Genomic DNA, 22,709 nt, shown 5'->3' on the forward strand with positions numbered 1-22,709 from the left:
CTTGCGGGATAATGCCGCTTGCCGTATGACAGCCCAGTCTGCATTGGGGATTCATCCCATGCGGCCAGATCGGAGACCCAATGGCACGTCGCAAGAAGATATACGAAGGCAAGGCAAAGATCCTGTATGAAGGCCCCGAACCGGGCACATTCGTGCAGTATTTCAAGGATGATGCCACAGCCTATAACGCCGAAAAGCGCGACGTGATCGAAGGCAAGGGCGTGCTGAACAATCGTCTTAGCGAATTTTTCATGCTGGGGCTGAACCATATCGGCGTGCCGACGCATTTCATCAAGCGCATCAACATGCGCGAACAGCTGATCCGGTCGGCCGAGATCATTCCGCTTGAGGTGATCGTACGCAATTACGCCGCGGGCAGCATGGCCAAGCGGTTGGGGCTTGAGGAAGGCACCGCGCTGCCCCGCCCGATTGTCGAATTCTGCTATAAGGATGATGCCCTGGGTGACCCACTGGTCAGCGAAGAGCATATCATCGCCTTTGGCTGGGCCAGTCAGCAGGATATGGACGATATGATCGCGCTGGCCTTGCGGGTGAATGATTTCATGTCCGGTCTGATGTATGGCGTGGGCATCAAGCTGGTGGATTTCAAGATCGAAATCGGTCGCGTCTGGGAAGGTGATTATCAGCGCCTGATCGTGGCCGATGAAATCAGCCCCGACAGCTGCCGCCTTTGGGATATCAAGACGGGCCAGAAGCTGGACAAGGACGTGTTCCGCCGCGATCTGGGCAATCTGACCGATGCCTATACCGAGGTCGCGCGCCGTCTGGGCGTCATGCCTGCAAATGCGACCCAGATGACCAAGCCAACACTGATCAACTGATGACGTCAATCATTCAGAGAATGTTTCAACGACTTCGCAACGGCGAGGTCATTTCTGATGTATCGAGCCCCAAACCTCTGACGGCGTCTTTTGCAGGAAGTGTTGCAGCGAATGATGCTGTGCGGCAGGTATTGAGGACGCATGGCGATGATGGTGAAGCGCCCCGGCATACGATCCATTACGCCTATGCAATGGGGCGCCTTGGAACTGAGAAGAAGGCCGAGGTCCGCGCTTACCTGGAAAATCTTGGTTTTTCAGTTGCGGATGCAACCACCGAGGAAGGTTTTGTTCTTGATACCACAGGAACGGTTGCGGGGGATGACTTTGATCGCCTGACCACCAAACTACAAAAAGAACTGGAAGCGATGCATTGGGACTATGATGGCTGGGAATGTGCAGTAGAATCTGCAAAGGGAATGGATGAATGAAGGCGCGTGTACATATCATGCTGAAAAACGGGGTCCTTGATCCTCAGGGCGAGGCCGTGCGCCATGCGCTTGGGTCTTTGGGCTTCGATGGTGTCGAAGGTGTCCGTCAGGGCAAGGTGATCGAACTGGACCTGGCGGAACCCGATGCGTCCAAGGCCGAAGCGCAGGTGACCGAGATGTGCGAAAGGCTGTTGGCGAATACGGTGATCGAAAGCTACCGGGTCGAGATGATCTGATGCGCGCCGCCGTCCTGCGTCAGTATAACGAAGATCTGTCGCTTGAGACTGTGCCGGACCCCGACTGCCCCAAGGATGGGGTCGTGCTAAAGGTCGAGGCTTGCGGGGTTTGCCGATCTGACTGGCATGGTTGGGTTGGGGAACACCCGCGGGTCAAGCCGGGGCAAATTCCGGGGCATGAATACTGCGGAACGGTGGTCCAGGCAGGCCCCGCGGCGCGGCACAAGGTGGGTGATCGGGTGGTGGCGCCCTTTATCCTGGCTTGTGGCAGTTGCCCGTCATGTCAGTCCGGCCAGCAGACCACATGCCCCAATCAGCGCCTGCCGGGGTTTATCGAACCCGGTGCCTTTGCTGAATATATCGCCGTGCCGCTGGATCATAATCTGGCGCTTTTGCCCGACAGTATTACGCCTACGGTCGCCGCGGGCCTTGGGTGCCGCGTGACGACCAGTTGGCATGCCCTGACCGGGCGCGCGGCACTTCAGGCCGGCGAATGGCTGGCGGTGCATGGGACGGGCGGTGTCGGGCTGTCGGCGATGCTGTTGGGCCGTGCCTTGGGCGCGCATGTTGTTGTTGTGGATATCGTTCAGGACAAGCTGGATCATGCGCTGTCACTGGGGGCCACGGCTGTGGTCAACGCGCATGACGGTGATGTGGCGCTGGCGATCAAGGATATCACGGGCGGCGGCGCGCATGTGTCGGTCGAGGCCCTGGGGATACCCGAAACGGTCAATGCTTCGCTCGAATGCCTGCGGCCCATGGGGCGCCATGTACAGGTCGGCATGCCTGTCGGCCACACTGCGCGGATGGAGGTGAACCTCAGCGCCGTCTATCAGGGCAACCTGGCGCTTTACGGCACGCGCGGCATGCCGTCGTGGCGTTATCCCAGTCTGCTGGGGCTGATCGAAAGCGGACAGGTCGACATGGCCCCGCTGATCGCGCGTGAAATCCCCCTGTCTGGCGCCAGCGACGAATTGCGCGCCTTTAACGGCCCGACGCCCCCCGGCGTCGCGGTCATCACCGATTTTCTGAGCTAAGGAGCCCCGCGATGAAAGCTGCCGTTATCGTCTTTCCCGGATCAAACTGTGACCGCGACATGGCCGTGGCCTTACGCGCGGCCGGTGCCGATGTATCGATGGTCTGGCACAAGGACGTCGACCTGCCGTCGGGCACGGATTTCGTGGCGGTGCCCGGCGGCTTTTCCTTTGGCGACTATCTGCGCTGCGGCGCGATTGCGGCAAAGTCACCCATCTGCAAGGCGGTCGTCGATCATGCAAACCGCGGCGGCTATGTTCTGGGTGTCTGCAACGGATTTCAGGTGCTGACGGAAACAGGCCTGCTGCCCGGTGTTCTGATGCGCAACGCGGGGTTGAAATATATTTGCAAGCATATCGGGCTGCGCGTCGTGACCTCGCAAAGCATCTTCACCGAAGGCTATAACGCGGGCGATATCCTAAGCATTCCAATTGCCCACCACGACGGCAACTATTTCGCCGATACCGATCAGGTCAAAGCGCTGCAGGATCAGGACCGTGTGGCCTTTACCTATACCGACAACCCCAACGGGTCGGTCAGTGATATCGCCGGCATCCTGTCGGAAAATCGCCGCGTGCTGGGCATGATGCCCCATCCTGAACGTGCCGCGGATGACGGTCACGGCGGCACCGACGGCAAAGCAATGTTTCGCACAATTTTTCAGACCGTTGTCGCCGCCTGACTTGGCAGGATCACAATGGCATTCTAGTATCGCGACATGATCAGTGATGATGATCCCCTAAGCTCAGGTGAACGCCAGACTTTTTCTTGGCGTGTCAGGCTTGTGCTGACGATGGTGCTGATCATGGTGCTGGTCACAATCTGGATGTCTTATGTGCTGCTGACACAGCGTTCGGTCGAAGATATCAGAAATCAATCGGAAGTGCGTTTGATCAATTATATCAGCAGCTTGACGACTGAACTTAGCCGCAACTCGATCATTCCGGGCTTTCTGTCGACCGATCCTGCACTGATCACCTCGCTTCGGACGCGGGATTATCGCACGACATCGCAGCGTCTGCTGGAACGGCTTGATAATGTCGGGTCGGCCTCGGCCATGCTTTTGGATGTCGACGGTCGTGTTGTGGCCGCCACAGATCGCAGCCAGTTGCAGACCTTTTTCCGGACCGAGGCGTTTTTTCTGAACGCCCTGCGGTCCAATGACACCATCTTCACTGCCGAACGTAACGAACAGGGCAGCTTTCTGTTTACCCATTCCTTGCGGGTGTCGCAGGGGGGGAATGTGTTGGGTGTGATCGTGGTTGAGGCCGATCTTGCTCGGTTTGCGCGAAACTGGGCCCAGGTCTCTGACGCCGTGATGGTCACCGACAGTTCGGGTATCATCATTCTGGCCACCGAATCCCGGTGGCGGGGCCAAACCGTGGAAGAGGTTCTTAGCCAGACTGAATCCACATCCGCTATCGGGCAAAAACTGTCGGAATGGACGGCCTGGGCCGCGCCCTCGGCAGATGCCTATCTGCAGGGCGAAGCGATGATGCGCACGCAGGAACGTATTCCGTTTCAGGGATGGCAGATCATCAGCTTCACCAGCTACGACGAAGTGCGCGAACGGGTGAACAGCACAATTGCGATGCAGATCATGTTCTTTGCGATTCTGTTGGCGATGATTTTCTATTCCGTCAGTCGCAAGTCGGCGACTTTGGCGCGTGTGTTTCAACGTGAAACGGCAGCGCTTCGCCGGTTGAACGATCGCCTACAGCGGGAAATCGCCGAGCGTCAGCGGGTGGAAAAGAACCTCGAAACGGCTGAACAGACCATCGCGCAAAGCTCTAAACTGGCGGCCTTGGGCGAAATGTCGACAGCGGTCAGTCATGAACTGAACCAGCCTCTGGCGGCGATGAAAACCTATTTGGCGGGCGCCCGTCTTTTGCTGAACCGCAAACGCCCGGACGAAGCACTTTCGTCCTTCCAGCGGATCGACGACCTGATCGACCGGATGGGGGCGATCACGCGACAACTGAAAAGCTATGCGCACAAGGGCGGCGACGCGTTTGAGCCTGTGGACACAAGGGATGCCGTGTCATCCGCCCTGGCCATGATGGAGCCGCAACTGAAGACGCGCAGTGTCACCATCACCAAGACCTTCCCCCGTGATCCGGCGATGATCATGGCCGATCGGTTGCGCCTGGAACAGGTCATCATCAACCTGCTGCGCAACGCGCTGGATGCGACAAAAACCGAAGCCGATCCGCTGATCGACATTCTGTTGACGGTCGGTGATCAGGTGGTCCTGAGTGTGCGTGACAACGGCACGGGCATCGACGATCTGGACTCGCTTTTCGAGCCGTTTTACACAACCAAGCTGCCGGGCGACGGTGTGGGCTTGGGTCTTGCCATTTCCTCTGGCATCATAAACGACCTAGGCGGGCGGCTGACTGCACGGAATGCCGCGACGCAGGGGGCTGTATTTGAAATCCAGCTTCCCAAACTGAAAGAAGAAATCGCAGCGGAATGAGGCCCCAAAAATGGTCCGACCCATGAAGATAGCAATCGTCGATGACGAACAGGACATGCGCCAGTCCATCAGCCAGTGGCTGGCACTGTCGGGTTACGAAACCGAAACCTTCAAAAGCGCCGAAGACGCACTGAAAGGGCTTGAGGCCGACTATCCCGGCATTGTCGTCAGCGACATCCGGATGCCCGGCATGGACGGCATGCAATTCCTGAAACGCCTGATGAGCGTGGACAGCGCGCTGCCGGTCATCATGATCACGGGGCACGGTGACGTGCCCATGGCGGTTGAGGCGATGCGCGTGGGGGCCTTTGATTTTCTGGAAAAGCCGTTCAACCCCGACCGCATGTCTGAACTGGCCAAGAAGGCCACGCAATCCCGCCGTTTGACGCTGGACAACCGCGCGCTGCGCAAGGAACTGTCGGACGGCACGGCGCTGATGAAAAAGCTGATCGGCGCCTCGCCCGTGATGGAGCGTCTGCGCGAGGATATTCTGGATCTGGGTCAGGCCGACGGTCATGTGTTGATCGAGGGTGAAACGGGTACCGGCAAGACCTTAGTGGCGCACGCCCTGCATGCCGTCGGGGCGCGGGCCACGAAGAAATTCGTTCTGGTCAGCTGCGCGGCTTATTCGCAGGATGAACTGGCGAAAAAGCTGTTCGGCCCGATGGAAGACGGCGACAGCCTGCCCGCGGTGGAAGAGGCCCGCGGCGGAACCCTGGTGCTGGAAGATATCGAGGCGTTGAGCGAGCCGTTGCAGGCGCGCCTGCTGACCACGATCAATGAACAGGGCACGCCCGCAGAAACCCGGATCATCGCGATCTGCAACCTTCAGGAACAGGGCCGCACCTGTGAAGACGCGCTGCGCCCCGATCTGTTCTATCGTCTGGCCGCCCTGCGCATCACCGTGCCGCCCCTGCGCCAGCGGGGCGAAGATATTCTGACGCTGTTCACACGCCTGAGCGATCAGTTTGCCGATGAATACGGCTGCGATTCCCCACAGGTCAGCGCACAGGAAGCCGCGCAACTGCTTCAGGCCCCCTGGCCCGGCAACGTGCGTCAGCTGATCAATATCGCCGAACGCGCGGTGCTGCAGAACCGGCGCGGGTCGGGGTCGATCACTTCGCTGCTGATGGCCGATAACGAAGAAGCCCAGCCCGTCATGACGACCGAAGGCAAGCCGCTGAAGGAATACGTCGAGGCGTTCGAACGCATGCTGATCGACAACACCATGCGCCGCCACAAGGGCAGCATCGTCAGTGTCATGGAAGAACTCTGCCTGCCCCGCCGGACATTGAACGAAAAGATGGCCAAATACGGGCTGCAGCGGGCGGATTATCTGGGCTAACGTTGTTCTTGCTACACGTGGTTTGATGAGGTCCCGGATCAAGTCCGGGACTTAGCAGGACGATGTGTAGTTCGACATGGCATTAATTTTCCAAGCTAGGCGGTGACAAGCCTAGAATAACGTGCAACATAACATCATTATGTTGGGTTATATTCAGTTAGATGAAACGGAGCTTATATTAGCTTTTCTGGCGTTAGCGGCCGTAGCGCTGTTTTATCTTTTTCTGATCGCGGCCACTGTCTTTTTCCTGATCCGGAAACGGTGGTCGCTTGCGCCGCTGCCCTTGGTATTGTTTCTGGGCTTGGCCTTTGGTCCGCCGTTCTTTGCCGAGCGGCAGGCACAGACAAAGGGCCAGATGCTGGCCGAGCTATCTTATTGGCCGCAAGACCTGGACCTTCAGGGTAAGACCATCGCGTTTTTGTATTTCGGCTACGGCGGCCCCTGTGGCCGCATTTGCGATGTCATGCTTGCGCATTCCGATGTAGGGGCGGTCTATGTTTTGACCTCGTATCATCTGCAGGATGAAGGCGGGACAGGCCCTGTGGATCTGGAAGGCAACACCGTCTGGAAAATGGTGCCGTTCAAGTCGAACGACCCCGCTTATCAGGATGAGGTTTATTACCAAATGGAAAAAGCCCCGCCGCCTGCGGCCTTCGATTATCTGTTTATGATAGATGGCGGTGGTTTCTTTTCAAAACGGGCCGCATCTGCCCTGAGGTTGTCGCCCGATGCGGCCGAGATTGTGGACGAGGCGTTTTATATCTATGATGTCGCGCAGGATCAGACCCCAGTTTTGGCCGAGAACAAGCCCCTTGCGCGTATGCTTGTGACGCGCGCTGTGACACGGGAACGCTTCTTTTGGTTTTCAAAAAATCAGCGCACTGCCCCGCGGACCAATGACTATAACCGCGCCATGCAACGCTGGTTTTGCGGGTATGAAACGGATGATCACGGCGATCCATGTCGGTACATCTTCTAGGGAACGCCTTTTTAAGGCTTGGCTTTTGGCGAGAGCATTTGCGAAACAATGAAGATAATCTGTGATGTGGCGCGGGATATGCTGTTGACGAAAGCCTGATTTACGGGCGGATACGTGCGGGAAGTTCGCTTTTGACGCGATTACCCATTGTAATCATCCCGCATCCCGTCTTATGTAAGGGCTTACGGCATGCACTGATCTATTGAGGTGCATCGCCATGATAGTTTCGCTGTTGCAGACAGGTGCCGGTACACTCCCGGCGATCGCTGAACAGACCGATAGAGGGGCCGCTGGCCCAAAGAACAGCCCGACAGGCGCATCTGTCGCCGGGGCATTAAACGGGCGCATCCATGACGGGGTGCGTCGGAGAAGAAACGCGATGCAAAGCGCGACCAGATCAGAGGATAGAGCAGGGGCCCATGCCGCCCCCCTGTCCCGCGCGCTATTCGCCACAATCAGACATCCGCATCTGTTGGCCCCGCCCGGGGATCGATCCGGTGTGCGATGCACATGGACACTATGGCTAAGAAAATGCTTATCGATGCCACCCACACGGAAGAGACCCGCGTCGTGGTGGTTGACGGAAACAAGGTTGAGGAATTTGACTTTGAGTCTGAAAACAAACGCCAACTTGCAGGAAATATCTATCTAGCCAAGGTTACGCGCGTCGAACCTTCGCTGCAGGCCGCCTTTGTTGACTATGGCGGCAACCGCCATGGCTTTCTGGCGTTCTCGGAAATTCATCCTGACTACTATCAGATCCCTGTCGCGGATCGCGAAGCCCTGTTGGCCGAAGAACGCGCCTATGTCGAAAGCCTGAAGGCGCAGGACGAAGAGGACGAAAAACCCGAACCCAAGAAGCGGCGGCGCGGGCGGCCCAAGGCCAAGGCGGCCGAGGTCAAATCCGACGACGCGGTCGAGACGAAAGAAGTCGACCTGTCGGACGCCAAAGATGGTATCTCCGGCATGGAAACCATCGATCTGGGCGAAGACGCCATCGAAGGCAGCTCGCCCATGGAACTGGTGGCTGACACGCCGGTCGATACACCGCTGTCAAATGAGCCCCCCGATTCTCAGCCAGCCGATCAGGCCGAAAAGTCTGATACAGAAACGACCGGGGCCGCTGCGGATGACGCGCCTGTTGTGCTTGAAGAGCCTGCGCGCGAAGAAAAATCCGACGATGACGACGAAGGCAAGCCCGCAACAGCCTCTGACAAGGATGACGATATCGAGGCTGTCGCAGATGATGATGACGTCGAAGATATCCGCCCTGCGCGCAAGACGCGCCCCCGTCGCTATAAGATCCAGGAAGTCATCAAGGTGCGCCAGATCCTTCTGGTGCAGGTCGTCAAGGAAGAACGCGGCAACAAGGGCGCGGCCCTGACAACATATCTCAGCCTGGCGGGGCGTTATTGCGTTCTGATGCCGAACACCGCGCGTGGTGGTGGCATTTCGCGCAAGATCACCAATGCCGTCGACCGCAAGAAGCTGAAGGAAATCGCGAACGAAATCGACGTGCCCGATGGCGCGGGGCTGATCGTGCGGACCGCAGGCGCCAAGCGCACCAAGTCCGAGATCAAGCGTGATTACGAATATCTGCAACGGCTTTGGGAACAGATCCGCGAACTGACCCTGAAATCCATCGCGCCCGCGAAGATTTATGAAGAAGGCAACCTGATCAAACGCTCAATCCGCGATCTATATAACCGCGAGATTGACGAGGTGCTGGTCGAAGGCGATCTGGGTTATCGCACGGCCAAGGACTTCATGAAGATGATCATGCCGTCCCACGCCAAGAACGTGAAGCAGTACCAGGACGCGCTGCCTTTGTTCGCCCGCTATCAGGTCGAAAGCTATCTGGCCGCGATGTTCAACCCGACGGTTCAGCTGAAATCCGGTGGCTACATCGTGATCGGCGTGACCGAGGCGCTTGTGGCGATCGACGTGAACTCGGGCCGGGCCACCAAGGAGGGCTCGATCGAGGAAACCGCGTTGAAGACCAACCTTGAAGCCGCCGACGAAGTGGCCCGTCAGCTGCGTTTGCGCGATCTGGCCGGTCTGATCGTTATCGACTTCATCGATATGGATGAACGCAAGAACAACGCGGCCGTCGAAAAGCGCATGAAAGACAAGCTGAAGACCGACCGTGCGCGCATTCAGGTGGGCCGCATTTCGGGTTTCGGCCTGATGGAGATGAGCCGCCAGCGCCTGCGCCCCGGTATGATCGAGGCCACGACACAGCCATGCCCGGCCTGTCATGGCACCGGCCTGATCCGGTCCGAGGACAGTCTGGGCCTGTCGATCCTGCGCCAGCTTGAGGAAGAGGGCGTGCGCGGCCGGTCCAAGGAAGTTCTGGTCAAATGCCCTGTGGCCATTGCGAATTTCCTGATGAACCAGAAACGCGAACACGTGGCCCAGATCGAAGCGCGCTATGGCCTGTCAGTGCGTGTCGAAGGGCATCCGCATCTGATCAGCCCCGATTTCGAAATCGAGAAATTCAAGACTGCGATCCGCAGTATTCCGACGTCGACTGCGGCTGTGGTGTCCGTCGATGCGTCGCTGATGGCCGATATTGATGAGGCCACAGAGCACGATCCGGTCGACGAAACACCCGAAGAGATCACCGAAGAAGCCCCGCAGCCGAAAAAACGCCGCCGCCGTCGCCGCCGTCGTCGCGGTGGAAACGGTGATGCGCAGCTGAATGCAAATGACGAGGGCAAGTCAGACGCGGATTCAGACACGGAGGATGCCGCAGCCCAAGCCGATGAGGCCGATCCCGTGCCCGCAAAAGAGCCTGAACCTGATGCCGAGGCCGACACAGAAAGTGCAGAGGTAAAACCCGACGCACCTGCGGAAAAACCCAAACGTACCCGGCGCCGCGCCAGCCCGAAAAAGAAAACAACCGAGGCTGAGGACGATACAGTCGTCGCCAAGGCAAAAGACCAAGCTGCGGACCCTGAACCCGAAACCCCCGACACGGCGGAGGTTGAGACCGAAGCGCCCGCAAAAAAGCCCCGTCGCACGGCCCGTAAAAAGCCGGTCGCAGCGAAAAAAACGGCCGAGACAGCCGAAACCGCGCCGATGGTTCTGGATACACCGATCGAAACACAACCCGAGCCGCAACCGGCCCCCGTGCCCGAAAACGTCGAGGCCGTCGTTGCTGATGTGGTTGCAAAAGCAAAAGAGCCTGAGGCGGCGAAACCTAAGCTGAAAGCCGAAGATGCGAATAAGCCAAAGAAAAAAGGCTGGTGGTCACTGGGCCGCTAAACAACCGGGCCAATCATTGTTCTGAAAATACTCCGGGGATGAGAGCCGTCTAGGAAACGCTCCAGTGGAGCGTTTCAGGCTCGAACGGGCGAAGCCCGCGCCATCGGCGCTTGGGGGCAGCGCCCCCCCGCAACACAAAAAACGGACCCGGGTTGCCCCGGGTCAGTTCATCTTAATCGCGCAGCTTCACAAGATCGCTCATCAGACCTTCGGTCCCGTTGTGGACCGTCAGACGTTCGACCTTGCCCGCGATGCTTTCCAGCGCCTCAAGTTCTTTCAGGCGCAGCATCACAGGGTTTTCGGCCATCACCTTTGCCGTGTTCAGAAGCGACCGCGTTGCGTTCGTTTCCTCGCGCCGACGAATGACGTTGGCCTCAGCCGCTTTTTCGGCCGCGACGACCTGGTTCAGGATATCGCGCATCTCGCCGGGCAGGATGACGTCTTTCAACGAAATCTCGCCCACCTCAACGCCGATCCCTTCCATCTCGCGCCGCACTTTTTCGGCCGCCTCAGCATCGACCGAGACCTTGTTCTGCAAAAGAGCATCTAGCGTCATTGCGCCAAGCGTTTTGCGGAAGGCCATCTGCAGTGCAAGGTGCAGCGTTTCGACAAAGTTCGATACCGCCGCCACGGCCCGCTCGGGATCGGTGACGCGGTATTGCGCCACAAGGTTGACCCGAAGCGTGACGCGATCTTTGGTCAGAATTTCCTGACCTGTCGCCTCGTGGCTGCGCCAACGCATGTCGACCTGCCGCGCTGTGATCGACCGGCCATGGGACCAGAAGCTGTAGTGCCCGGGCGCCAACTGGCGCTGGAAGACACCATCAAAGCTAAGCATCCCGACAAAGCCGTCCGCGACCGCCACGGTTTTCAGATGCCCCGCAAAACCGGCTGCAATCAGGCGCTTGGCCAGGGCGGCGGGCACCTGGGGATCGGTGTCGATCATGACACGCTCGATCTGCCAGGGACCGGCATCTGACCAAAGCAGCTCTTTGCTGTCGGGTGTCATCACCCGTGCAATGCGCCCTTCACGCGTGGCGATGGCCACCTCGGACGCTTTGGTTGCGACAACGGTGACATGACGACCGGCCAGTTCAACATGATCGCGCAGCAAAGCCTCGGCATAGCCTGAATTCAGCACCGGAAACTGCAGGTCGTGAATTTCGACCTCAGTATCCTTGCGCCGCACGCGGTGGCGTCCGGGCGTCAGGATTTTGCGAATTTGGCCTTTTTCAATCAACAGCGCCCGTTCGTTGGGGCCGATGATCACGCGGGTGAACCCGGCTAGAAAATCAAAAAGTTGCATCATATCATTCCTTTTTCAGTGTCGTCGCAAAACGATGTCTCCTTGTCATATGACGTGATCCGCACGTCGCGGGTTTGGGCCCCGGTTGGGGCGGTAAAAGGGCGCCGATGCCCGCCGAACCGATCATCCTGCGGACCTGGCGGTGAGAGGGGGCGGCGCGCAAATCGCGGGGCATGGAAGCGGTCGAAACCCCTTCGGCCCGGCGATATGCGCCCGGTCCCGTCACCCGCAGGCCGGCTGAACAACCGGGCAGCGGCGATGCGTCACGTGGGGCGTTCGCCCCCGGTTCGAACCGCCCCTGCAGGCAGACACCGGACACCCAAATCAATAACCGTTTGTAATACGGCTGCCCTTGCGGGCGGAGGAAAACGGTTGGATTCGAACCAACTACCAATAGATCCAAGTCTACTGCTCTACCAGAATGAGCTACGTTTATGGTCCAGCAGCCTTGCGATTTGACCTTGGCATACGGGGCTGGCAGGGCCGCCCGCACCAGAGCAGACCGAAAGCTGCTGCCGCTAAGGTTCATTCCGCGCAAATGCCGGAGCGGCCGAATAAGGGCGATGGGGTGAGTCGTTCAACCGGAAAGTTGACGTTAGGGCAAACTGTTGCGCTTATGCCTCAGAACAGAGCATCGTCCCGAAGATTTGCAATGCAGTGCTTTAACCCAGAGGGCAGCGACCGTCCGCGGGTGGGCGTGAAGCGCCCGCCCATGGGGGGCGGTCGGGCGCTGCCCGGTGGTGCCCACCGGGCGACATTTGTTGGGCAAAGTACTTTTAAGGCTATGCGCTAAGTATTGCGGATGATCTTTGCGAACTGGTCAAAGATCGCCTCATTGGCGCAGAGGATGTTGCCGTCGTCCATAATATCGCCTTTGGGATCAATGGGTTCGACCAACCCGCCCGCTTCGCGCACGATGATCAGACCGGCGGCGATGTCCCAGGGATTCAGACCCCGTTCCCAGAAGCCCTCGTAGCGTCCGGCTGCGACATAGGCCAGATCCAGCGCCGCGGCCCCCCATCGACGCACACCAGCAGTGGCGGGCAAAAGGCGGGCCAGATCCTGCAACAGATCGGGCAAATTGGGGCTGCCGCCGAAGGGCAGGCCGGTGGCAAAGACGCTTTCGATCAGACGATTGCGCCCCGACACGCGCAGGCGGCTTTCGTTCAGCCAGGCGCCGGTACCTTTTTCGGCAAAGAACAATTCGTCCTTTGACGGGTCATAGACCACACCCGCCACGATCTGCCCCTTATGTTCCAGCGCGATCGACACCGCGAAATGCGGCATGCCGTGCAGAAAATTCGTCGTGCCGTCCAGGGGGTCGACGATCCAGCGGCGGGTGGGATCCTCGCCCTCGACCGCATCGCTTTCCTCGCCCAACCAGCCATAGGTGGGGCGTGCGGTCATCAGTTCTTCGCGAATGATCTTTTCGGCATTCGTATCGGCGCGGCTGACAAAATCGCCCGGACCCTTCATCGAGACCTGAAGGTTCTCGACCTCACGAAAATCCTTGGCCAGCGCCCGCCCGGCCATGCGGGCGGTTTTGATCATGACATTCAGATTGGCGCTGCCGACCATGGTAAACTCCTGCTGTGACAGGTTGCGCGTATAAGCGCGCGCCCGGGGGATGCCAAGGGGTCACAGTGCGTTTTGCAGCGCGGCCAGAATGCGTGCCCAGCTTCGGATGCCTTTGTGGAAACTTTCGACGTCATATTTTTCGTTGGGCGAATGGATGGCGTCGTCTTCTTTGGCAAAGCCGATCAGCATGGCGTCCATATCCAGAAACTTTTTGAAATATCCCGCGATGGGGATCGAACCGCCAGCGCCCACAAAGGCGGCCGCATTGGGCCATTCGTCGGACAGGGCCTGGCGCGCGGCCTCAAACGCGGGGTGGTCGGTGGACATCTGCGATGCGGGCGACGCGCCGTGCGCCTGGAATTCAACCGTGCAATCGGGCGGCAGCATGGCGCGGACCATGGCGCGAAAATCGTCGCGGATTTTGTGGGGGTCTTGCGTGCCGACCAGACGGAAGCTGACCTTGGCACTGGCTTTTGAGGGCAGAACGGTCTTGAACCCGTCGCCTGTATAGCCGCCGATGATGCCGTTGAATTCGCAGGTGGGCCGCGACCACAGCATTTCCAGCGCGGTGTGGCCCTGTTCACCGGCAAGCTGCGACAGGCCGACCTGACCCAGAAAATCGCCATGGTCGAAATTCAGCGCGCTCCAACTGGCCGCCAGATCGGGGTCAAGGTCCGGCACGCCGTCGTAGAAGCCCGGTACAGTCACGCGGCCCTGATCGTCGTGCAAGGACGCCAGAATGCGCGTCAGCACGCGGATGGGGTTCATCGCAGCACCGCCATACATGCCGGAATGCAGGTCGATATTGGGGCCTGTGATCGTGATTTCTTCGCCCATCAGGCCGCGCAATTGGGTGATGATCGCAGGGGTTTTGTTATCGAACAGCCCCGTGTCGCAGATCAGCGCGATGTCGGCGCGCAGCTCATCCGCGTTGTCCTGCATGAACGGGACCAGCGATGGCGACCCGGATTCCTCTTCGCCCTCAAAGAAAAAGCTGATGCGGCAGGGCAGGGTGCCATGAACGGCCTTCCATGCGCGGCAGGCTTCGACAAAGGTCATCAGCTGGCCCTTGTCGTCTGACGCCCCGCGCGCGCGGATCACACGGCCCTTGGGGGTGTCCTGCAGTTGTGGGTCAAACGGCGGGGTGTCCCACAGATCAAGCGGGTCGGCGGGCTGCACGTCGTAATGGCCGTAGAACATCAGATGCAGTCCGGGGCCATCCGCATGACCGACGACCATCGGATGACCCGGCGTGGCGCGCGTGCTGGCGGCAACACCAATGCTGTTCAGATCGTCCGCCAGCCAATCCGCGGCCTCGGTGCAATGCTGTTTATACGCCGGATCGGTCGAAATCGACGGGATGCGCAACAGGGTTTGCAGACGGTCAAGGGCATTGGGCAGATCATCGTCGATCTTCACCAGAACGGGGTCAAGCACGAATGGGCCTCCTTCACATAAATGAAAGGCCCGCAGGTGATGCGGGCCAGAGTAACGTCTAACGATTTCAGGCGAGTGTAAAGTGCCCGTTTAGCGGTTTTCGATATCGACGTAATCGCGCATCGTTTCGCCCTGATAGAGCTGACGCGGGCGGCCGATTTTCATCGCTGGATCGGCGATCATTTCTTTCCACTGCGACACCCAGCCAACAGTCCGGCTGAGCGCGAAGATCGGCGTGAACATCGACGTGGGGAAGCCCATCGCCTCAAGAATGATGCCCGAATAGAAATCGACGTTCGGGAACAGTTTCTTTTCGGTGAAATAGGGATCGGCTAGGGCGGCGGCCTCAAGTTCTTTGGCGACCTGAAGCGTGGGGTTGTTTTCGATGCCCAGCAAATCAAGCACTTCGTCGGCGGATTGCTTCATCACCTTGGCGCGCGGATCGAAGTTTTTATACACACGGTGACCAAAGCCCATCAGGCGGAAGGGGTCGTTTTTGTCCTTGGCGCGTTCGATGTATTCAGGGATGCGGTTGGGCGATCCGATTTCGCGCAGCATTTCCAGACAGGCCTGGTTTGCACCGCCGTGGGCGGGACCCCAAAGGCAGGCGATACCGGCGGCGATACAAGCAAAGGGGTTCGCCCCCGAAGACGATGCCAGACGCACGGTCGAGGTCGAGGCGTTCTGTTCGTGATCCGCGTGCAGGGTAAAGATACGGTCCATCGCGCGGGCCAAGATCGGGTTGACCTCATAATCCTCGGCCGGGACGGCAAAGCACATCCGCAGGAAATTCGACGCATAATCGCAGTCATTGCGCGGATACACGAAGGGCTGCCCGATGGTGTATTTATAGGCCATCGCCGCAATCGTCGGCATCTTGGCGATCAGCCGGATCGAGGCGACCTCGCGCTGCCAGGGGTCGTTCACATCGGTACTGTCGTGATAGAACGCCGACATCGCGCCGACCACACCCACCATAACGGCCATGGGGTGCGCGTCGCGGCGGAAGCCACGGAAAAAGTTGATCATCTGTTCATGGATCATCGTGTGGCGGGTCACACGGGTTTCAAAGTCTTCCAGCTGCTCGGCCGAGGGCAGTTCGCCGTAAAGCAGCAGATAGCAGACCTCAAGATAATGCGATTTTTCGGCCAGTTGGTCGATGGGATAGCCCCGGTGCAGCAATTCGCCCTTGCCGCCGTCGATATAGGTGATCGTGCTGTCGCAGGCCGCGGTTGACGTAAAGCCGGGATCATAGGTGAACACGCCTGCTTCGCCATAGAGTTTGCGGATGTCGATGACGTCCGGGCCCGCCGTGGGCGAATGCATGGGCAGCTCAAACGATTTTCCATCGAATGTCAGTGTTGCCGTTTTATTGGTGTCAGACATCGTCATCCCCTCTCTTCCGTCGTCGTGGGCTTTATCGGCCCAACTTTTTCAGCAGGCTGAACAAAAGCTTAGCGCGGTTGCGCAACGGTTTTGTTTCAGGCGGTTGCGTCGGCCAAGCGGGCGAGTGTTTCATCCCGCCCGATGACAAGCATCATGTCGAAAATGCTGGGCGTGACTGCACGTCCGGCAAGGGCAGCGCGGAGTGGTCCGGCAAGCTTACCCATTTTTGCACCGTGTGCTTCAGCCACGTTGGAAACAGTCGCTTCTAGCATATCGCGGGTCCAGCTAGCATTTTGCAACTGCGGCGTCAATTCTTTGAGCAATGCGCGGGCCTCGGCGGTCAGCTGCTTGGCGGCCTTCTCGTCGGGGTCAAAAGGCCGTTGTCCCAGAACAAAATGAGCCTTTTCAACAAGTTCCGGGTATGTTTTGGCGCGCTCTTTCAGACAGTACATCGCACGGCATAGCCCATCTTTTTGTGTGTCCGTCAGGGCCGGTTGCGCGGTCACGGTCAGAAATCCTTCGATTTCATGCAGCAGTGCAGCATCCTCGGCAACCGCGATATGCTGACCGGACAGATTTTCCAGCTTTTTGAAATCGAACCGGGCGGGCGATTTGCCAATGCCATCGGTCCCGAACCACTCTTTCGCCTGGGCATCGGTGAAAAATTCGTCGTCCCCATGGCTCCAGCCCAAGCGGGCCAGGTAATTGCGCATTCCGGCGGCGGGGTAGCCCATCGCCTGATATTCCTCGACCCCCAGGGCGCCGTGACGTTTCGACAGCTTTTTGCCATCCGGCCCATGGATCAGCGGAATGTGGGCATAAACGGGCAGGTCCCACCCCATCGCCCTGTAGATCAGCGATTGCCGGGCGGCATTTGCCAGATGGTCATCGCCACGGATCACATGGGTCACGCCCATGTCATAGTCATCGACCACCACGGCCAGCATATAGACCGGCGTGCCGTCGGATCGCAGCAGCACCATGTCGTCCAGCTGGTCATTCTTCCATTTGACGGTGCCCTGGACTTCGTCCTTGATCACCGTTTCGCCGTCCCGCGGCGCCTTGATCCGTACCACGTATGGGGCATCGGGATGGTCCGCCTCGGGCACGTCGCGCCAAGGGCTGCGGAACAGGGTAGATTTACCGGTCGCACGCGCCTGTTCGCGGAACGCGGTGATTTCATCTTGTGTAGAAAAGCACTTATAGGCATGGCCATCGGCCAGCAACTGACGCGCGACCTCGGCATGACGGTCAGCGCGGGCGAACTGGCTGATCGGGTCGCCGTCATAGTCCAGCCCCAGCCAGTCCATGCCGCGCAGGATGGCATCGGTTGCTTCAGGTGTGGACCGTTCGCGGTCTGTATCCTCGATCCGTAGCAGGAACTGACCGCCCCGACCGCGCGCATAAAGCCAGTTAAACAGCGCCGTCCGTGCCCCGCCAATATGCAGAAAACCGGTGGGCGAGGGCGCGAAACGTGTGACGACGGTCATGGATTTAACCTTTGAGTAACTCTGATTGCCTAGCATGCGCCCTGTCTCTAGTCAGCCTGCGGGGTAAGGACAAGTGCCATTGGTCCCTGTCAGGGAAATGCTGGACGCACAACGCGGGCAGGTGCTGTTGTGGATGCCGGTGTTTCTGGGAACGGGCATCGGGGTTTATTTTTCACTGAAAACGGAACCTTCGGCAGTTGTCTTGGCGGGGTGTGCGGCTTTGATGGCGATCAACCTGCTGTTGGCGGTGTTGCGACGCTATGGGCTGGCGTATCTGCTGTTGCCGCTTAGTCTGATCGCAGCGGGGCTTTTGCTGGCCACGTGGCGGGCCAATGATGTGGCAGCACCCGTGTTGGACTGGCGCTATTACGGCGCGGTGCAGGGGCGGGTCGTGATGATCGACCGGTCACAATCGGACGTGCCGCGCCTGACCCTGGACAACGTGGTGCTGAACGATGTGGCCCCCCATAAAACACCGACGCGCGTGCGGGTATCGCTGCACGGTGATCAGCAGTACCTGACGCCCGAACCGGGCCTGACCGTCATGATGACGGCCCATCTGTCGCCCCCCGGCGGGCCGGTTGAGCCGGGTGGTTTCGACTTTCAGCGCATGGCGTGGTTTCAGGGGCTGGGGGCCGTGGGCTATACCCGCACGCCCGCGCTGGTGCTTTATCCGGCCGATCCAAATGCCTGGGATCTGGTGATTTATCGGCTGCGGATGCAGATATCACAGGGGATTCAGGCCCGCATTCCGGGGGAAACCGGCGCTTTTGCCTCGGCCATTCTGACGGGCGACCGATCCGGTATCGGGCAAGAGGCGCTAGAGGATTTGCGGGCCTCGAACCTGGCGCATCTGCTGGCGATATCGGGGCTGCATATGGGGCTGCTGACCGGTTTTGTCTTTGCCGCGGTCCGAATGGGCATCGCGCTGATCCCGCCGCTGGCCATGCGTGTGTCCGGGAAAAAGATCGCAGCCGTCGTCGCCCTGATCGCCGCCACGCTGTATCTGGGTCTGTCAGGCGGGGCCGTGGCCACGCAGCGGGCCTATATCATGGTCGCGGTGATGCTGGTGGCGATCCTGTTCAACCGCCGCGCGCTGACCTTGCGGGGGGTGGCCCTGGCGGCCATCATCGTGCTGGTTCTGCGGCCCGAGGCGCTGATGGGCCCCGGTTTTCAGATGTCATTTGCCGCCACAACCGCGTTGGTCGCCGTCTTTTCCGCCTTGCGGGGGTGGGATTATCGGTTGCCGCGCGTCATTCGCCCTGTTTTTTCCGTCCTTGCGTCCTCGGCAGTGGCGGGGGCGGCGACGGCACCTTTTGCGGCGGCCCATTTCAATCAGGTGGCGCATTTCGGACTGTTGGCCAATCTGCTGTCGGTGCCGCTGATGGGCAGTGTCGTGATCCCCAGTGCGGTGCTGGCTGCGATTTTGTCGCCCTTCGGGCTTGAATGGATACCGCTTTGGGTCATGGGGGTCGGGATCGACTGGATTTTGTTTGTGGCGGGTTGGGTGGCATCATTGGACGGGGCGCTCAGCCGTGTGCCGTCGCCGCCGGATGCGGTGCTGCCGCTGCTGACGTTCGGTGCGATTTTCGTGATTTTATTCAGAGGCTTGCCGCGTTGGATCGGGGTTTTGCCGGTTATCGCGGCGTTTGCTTTATGGGGGAATGTCGAACGCCCCGCGCTGCTGATTTCGGAAAGCGGCGGTTTGATTGGTGTGATGACCGATCAGGGCCGTGTTCTAAGCAAAGCGCGGGGCGAGGGCTTTGTCGCCAGCAACTGGCTGGAAAACGATGGTGATCTTGTCACGCAAGAAGACGCCGCGGCCCGTGGTCAGATCGAACAGATCAATCTGGCGCAACAGGTCGTGCTTCACAGAACGGGCAAGGCCGCACGTACCTTACCCGCCGACTGCGACGGTGCCGATTGGGTGATCGTGAATGCAAAGGTGGAACAGCCCGTCGACTGTACCATTATCGGACCCGACAGCCTGAAACAAAGCGGAGCCATCGCGATATACAACCCGCAAGCGCCCCGCATTGTAATGGCACGTCAAACCACCGGCCTGCGCCTTTGGAACAAAAGACAATACGACCAGCCCCCGCCTGATCTGCGCACATTGACAAAGGCTGATTAACTTTAGCGGTTTTGGTGTTACAATCCTGGGATACAAGACCTTGAGTGGTTTCGCCAAAAATGGATGCGTTATGGCTATTCGGTTGACGACTTGGAATGTTGAGTGGTTCGGGCAACTGCTGAAAGGGTACACGCGGACCATTCCGCAGAGAAGCAAGCGTGTGACGTCAACCAAGGGCAAGGCATTGCAGAAGCTGCAGCGCAGTCAGATTGCTGAAGAAATCCGGCAGATTGATCCAGATATTCTTTGCATTCAGGAAGGGCCCTCGACCGGAAATGTTGACCGGCTTGAGGCATTTTGTACCGATGATCTGGATGAAGACTGGACGGTGATCACTCGGCCTGAGAATGATAAATATCTGATATCCGGGTCGCAGGGCATCTTTTTCCTTGTGAAAACTGAAAAGCTGGATGTGCTGCGCCCGACGCTTTTGCCGCAGTCGGCGTGGATTGAGGCGACCGAATACGAAAGCCGGGTCGATTTCACGATCGACGACAGCGGCGAACACAAGCGGAAATGGCCGATCATTCATCCGCAGTTCAAACCGGGTGATGTCCAAACTCTGGCTGAGCCGGAGGACGACGACGATGCGGGCGAAGATGCGCCACAGTTGAATGACCGCGAACATTCGCACTGGCGGCATCCTCAGGTTCTTGTCTGCATGGTGGGTGGGCGCCGGGTTGATTTCGTTGGGCTTCACCTGAAATCCAAGTTTAGCGGCGATGATTACGCCAAGGCGGGGCTTGCGCGGCGAAAACCGGAAAAGACGGCGGAAGATATCGCGCTGATCCTTCGGGCGGAACAAACTGCTGTTGAGGCGCGCATCAAACTGTCGACCGAGGCAGCCAATGTCCGATATTATGTCGACAACCGTTTTCGCAACGAACCCAATCCGGCGGTTTTCCTATTGGGTGATCTGAACGACGGTGTCGGAAAAGAGGTCTTTGAACGCAAATATCTGTTTCATGACCTGATCTCAAACCTTCAGGGGGATGTCTTTTTTGCCAATCGCTTCTTGAACCATGCTCTTTTCGACTATTCCAATGAACGGGGCGAGAATCACCGCTGGACGGCTGTCTTTGCCGATGTCTGGGACCCTTACCGCGCGCCCGAGATCCTGCTGGATCACATCCTGTTTACCCAAAGCGTCTGCGGCGCGGATGCGATGCAGCAATCCGGGTTTTGTGTGCCCCCAAAAGCCGGGCGCGTGGAACATGAAATTCATAATGCGATCAATGCGGTATTTGATCGGAAAGAGGATCACACCAGCGATCACCGGCCTGTCACAGTCGACATTCACACACATACACCGATGGCATAACCCTGCCGAGCCCGGATGACACCACTGGCAAACCGTGGCATCGTTTTGATGCGATCATCGAAGGTGTAGCTGATGCAGTTCGATCCCATTCTGGCAAATGCGCGGTTCGGCCTGGGCCCGTCACCTCGGCACGACTTGCCCTTGGGGGCCGGTGACCTGCTGACCGAAATCACCGCGCCCGATCATCAGGCAAAGGCCTTTCCGATCCGGACGTTTTCGTCCTTTCGTCAGGATTTGCTGGTTCTGAGCGATTTGCACAAACAGCAGCGCCAATCCGACGATCCGCAAGAGCAGGAAAAGTTACGCGAAACGATCCGGGATCGACGCAAGCAGCTTGAGGCGCAGCAGATTGCGGCGTTTCGGGCTACACTGTCACGCGCGGTTGCGTCCCGCTTTGGCTTTCGCGAACGGCTGATGCTGTTTTGGTCCGATCACTTCACGGCGCACGCCAAAAACGGCGTGTCCCGCAGTCTGACGGCAGGCTATGTCGAAGAGGCCATTCGCCCGCACATCAACGGTCATTTCGCCGACATGCTGAAAGCGGCGGTGACCCATCCGGTGATGCTGGACTACCTGGATCAGAACTTTTCGGCCGGGCCGAACTCTGACGCGGCGGTCAAGCATGGTCGCGGGCTGAACGAAAACCTTGCGCGTGAGGTGATTGAACTGCACACCCTTGGGGTGGGTGGCGCGTATCGTCAGAAAGACGTGCGCGAATTTGCGCGTGTGCTGGCGGGCCTGCGCTATAAACACGAAGACGGCATGAAATTCCGCCGCTATCTGAGGGAGCCGGGCGCAAAAACTGTTCTGGGCCAGCGGTATGAAACGCCATCGCTGCAGGATGTGCACGCCGCGCTGGAGGATCTGGCCCGTCACCCCGACACGGCGCACCATATCGCCCGAAAACTGGCGGTGCATTTCGTTTCGGATACGCCGGATGATGATTTGGTGGGTCACATCAGCCAGGCATTTCGCAAAAGCGGTGGCCATCTGCCAACCGTCTATGCTGCGTTGCTTGATCATCCAGGGGCGTCGGGTCTGCAGCCGGGCAATATCAAGACGCCCATCGAGTTTGTGATGTCTTCGATGCGTGCCCTTGGTGCGACGCCGGGGCATGTGGCTGAGCTGACCGAAAGGCAGATCAGGCAGTATCTGTCGGTTCCGCTGACGGTTATGGGGCAAAGATGGGAACAGCCGCTTGGTCCGGATGGTTGGCCGGAAGAGGATGATCACTGGATCACGCCCCAAGGTCTGGCCGCGCGGATCGAATGGGCGATGATGGTGTCGTATCAACTGCGGGGCGATCTTCCCGATCCGCGCGATTTTCTGACAGACGCCTTGGGGCCTGATGCGTCGGGGGCGGTCCGATTTGCCGCGACCAATGCAGAAACACGCTGGGAAGGTATCGGCCTTGTGCTGGCATCGCCCGCGTTTCAGCGACGATAAGGA

17 protein-coding genes and 1 tRNA gene are annotated in these 22,709 nt (G+C 58.9%); 12 read left to right on the plus strand and 6 right to left on the minus strand.

The annotated features are described in order from the left end of the window. Window positions 1-80: 80 nt before the first annotated feature. The 9 genes from purC to H7848_RS02435 all read left to right on the plus strand — a co-directional run bounded on the left by purC (window position 81) and on the right by H7848_RS02435 (window position 10,608). The gene (gene purC, locus H7848_RS02395; RefSeq protein ID WP_208347656.1) at window positions 81-842 is read left to right on the plus strand and encodes a phosphoribosylaminoimidazolesuccinocarboxamide synthase; all 762 of its coding nucleotides are present in this window, start codon (window positions 81-83) and stop codon (window positions 840-842) included. Beyond that, entirely contained in the window at window positions 842-1,270 is a 429-nt protein-coding gene (locus tag H7848_RS02400) for a ribonuclease E inhibitor RraB (RefSeq protein WP_208347657.1), read from the plus strand. Before purC ends, H7848_RS02400 begins: the two co-directional genes overlap by 1 nt. After that, window positions 1,267-1,506: a phosphoribosylformylglycinamidine synthase subunit PurS gene (gene purS / locus H7848_RS02405; RefSeq protein WP_208347659.1), complete on the plus strand. Its 240-nt coding sequence runs from the start codon at window positions 1,267-1,269 to the stop codon at window positions 1,504-1,506. The genes H7848_RS02400 and purS overlap by 4 nt, the downstream gene beginning before the upstream one ends. Then, window positions 1,506-2,543, plus strand: coding sequence for a zinc-dependent alcohol dehydrogenase family protein (locus H7848_RS02410; protein ID WP_208347850.1), 1,038 nt, complete (start codon window positions 1,506-1,508; stop codon window positions 2,541-2,543). Before purS ends, H7848_RS02410 begins: the two co-directional genes overlap by 1 nt. Window positions 2,544-2,554: 11 nt before the next feature. Next, on the plus strand, window positions 2,555-3,223 hold the full coding sequence (gene purQ, locus H7848_RS02415; RefSeq protein ID WP_208347661.1) for a phosphoribosylformylglycinamidine synthase subunit PurQ: 669 nt from the start codon (window positions 2,555-2,557) through the stop codon (window positions 3,221-3,223). A 36-nt stretch (window positions 3,224-3,259) separates the two neighbouring features. Continuing rightward, a complete protein-coding gene (locus H7848_RS02420; RefSeq protein ID WP_208347663.1) occupies window positions 3,260-5,017 on the plus strand; it encodes a sensor histidine kinase in 1,758 nt (585 codons plus the stop codon). A 10-nt stretch (window positions 5,018-5,027) separates the two neighbouring features. After that, the gene (locus H7848_RS02425; RefSeq protein WP_208347665.1) at window positions 5,028-6,362 is read left to right on the plus strand and encodes a sigma-54-dependent transcriptional regulator; all 1,335 of its coding nucleotides are present in this window, start codon (window positions 5,028-5,030) and stop codon (window positions 6,360-6,362) included. Between the two features lie 139 nt (window positions 6,363-6,501). After that, complete coding sequence (locus H7848_RS02430) at window positions 6,502-7,341, plus strand: hypothetical protein (protein WP_208347666.1); 840 nt, start codon at window positions 6,502-6,504, stop codon at window positions 7,339-7,341. 519 nt (window positions 7,342-7,860) lie between these two features. Further along, complete coding sequence (locus tag H7848_RS02435; protein ID WP_208347667.1) at window positions 7,861-10,608, plus strand: ribonuclease E/G; 2,748 nt, start codon at window positions 7,861-7,863, stop codon at window positions 10,606-10,608. Between the two features lie 172 nt (window positions 10,609-10,780). On the opposite strand, the gene H7848_RS02440 is transcribed toward H7848_RS02435, so the two are convergent. From H7848_RS02440 to gltX, 6 genes are all read right to left on the minus strand, one after another. After that, a complete protein-coding gene (locus H7848_RS02440; protein WP_237072535.1) occupies window positions 10,781-11,914 on the minus strand; it encodes a slipin family protein in 1,134 nt (377 codons plus the stop codon). A 366-nt stretch (window positions 11,915-12,280) separates the two neighbouring features. Continuing rightward, window positions 12,281-12,350 (minus strand) — tRNA-OTHER (locus H7848_RS02445). Window positions 12,351-12,703: 353 nt separating this feature from the next. Continuing rightward, window positions 12,704-13,492 (minus strand): inositol monophosphatase family protein, encoded by a 789-nt coding sequence (locus H7848_RS02450; protein WP_208347669.1) that lies wholly within the window; start codon window positions 13,490-13,492, stop codon window positions 12,704-12,706. Between the two features lie 60 nt (window positions 13,493-13,552). Further along, complete coding sequence (locus H7848_RS02455; protein WP_208347670.1) at window positions 13,553-14,929, minus strand: M20/M25/M40 family metallo-hydrolase; 1,377 nt, start codon at window positions 14,927-14,929, stop codon at window positions 13,553-13,555. Between the two features lie 90 nt (window positions 14,930-15,019). Continuing rightward, the gene (gltA, locus tag H7848_RS02460) at window positions 15,020-16,315 is read right to left on the minus strand and encodes a citrate synthase (RefSeq protein ID WP_208347671.1); all 1,296 of its coding nucleotides are present in this window, start codon (window positions 16,313-16,315) and stop codon (window positions 15,020-15,022) included. A gap of 95 nt (window positions 16,316-16,410) precedes the next feature. Continuing rightward, complete coding sequence (gene gltX, locus H7848_RS02465) at window positions 16,411-17,805, minus strand: glutamate--tRNA ligase (RefSeq protein ID WP_208347672.1); 1,395 nt, start codon at window positions 17,803-17,805, stop codon at window positions 16,411-16,413. Window positions 17,806-17,878: 73 nt separating this feature from the next. On the opposite strand from gltX, the gene H7848_RS02470 reads away from it, so the two are divergent. The 3 genes from H7848_RS02470 to H7848_RS02480 all read left to right on the plus strand — a co-directional run bounded on the left by H7848_RS02470 (window position 17,879) and on the right by H7848_RS02480 (window position 22,706). After that, window positions 17,879-19,939 carry a ComEC/Rec2 family competence protein gene (locus H7848_RS02470; protein ID WP_419555487.1) on the plus strand — a complete coding sequence of 687 codons (2,061 nt, stop codon included), beginning with the start codon at window positions 17,879-17,881 and terminating at the stop codon, window positions 19,937-19,939. A 70-nt stretch (window positions 19,940-20,009) separates the two neighbouring features. Next, the gene (locus H7848_RS02475; protein WP_208347674.1) at window positions 20,010-21,260 is read left to right on the plus strand and encodes an endonuclease/exonuclease/phosphatase family protein; all 1,251 of its coding nucleotides are present in this window, start codon (window positions 20,010-20,012) and stop codon (window positions 21,258-21,260) included. 72 nt (window positions 21,261-21,332) lie between these two features. Continuing rightward, a complete protein-coding gene (locus H7848_RS02480; RefSeq protein WP_208347675.1) occupies window positions 21,333-22,706 on the plus strand; it encodes a DUF1800 domain-containing protein in 1,374 nt (457 codons plus the stop codon). Window positions 22,707-22,709 lie beyond the last annotated feature (3 nt).

Source organism: Pseudaestuariivita rosea (genome assembly GCF_017592335.1).
In the GTDB taxonomy this organism is placed as follows: domain Bacteria; phylum Pseudomonadota; class Alphaproteobacteria; order Rhodobacterales; family Rhodobacteraceae; genus Parasulfitobacter; species Parasulfitobacter rosea.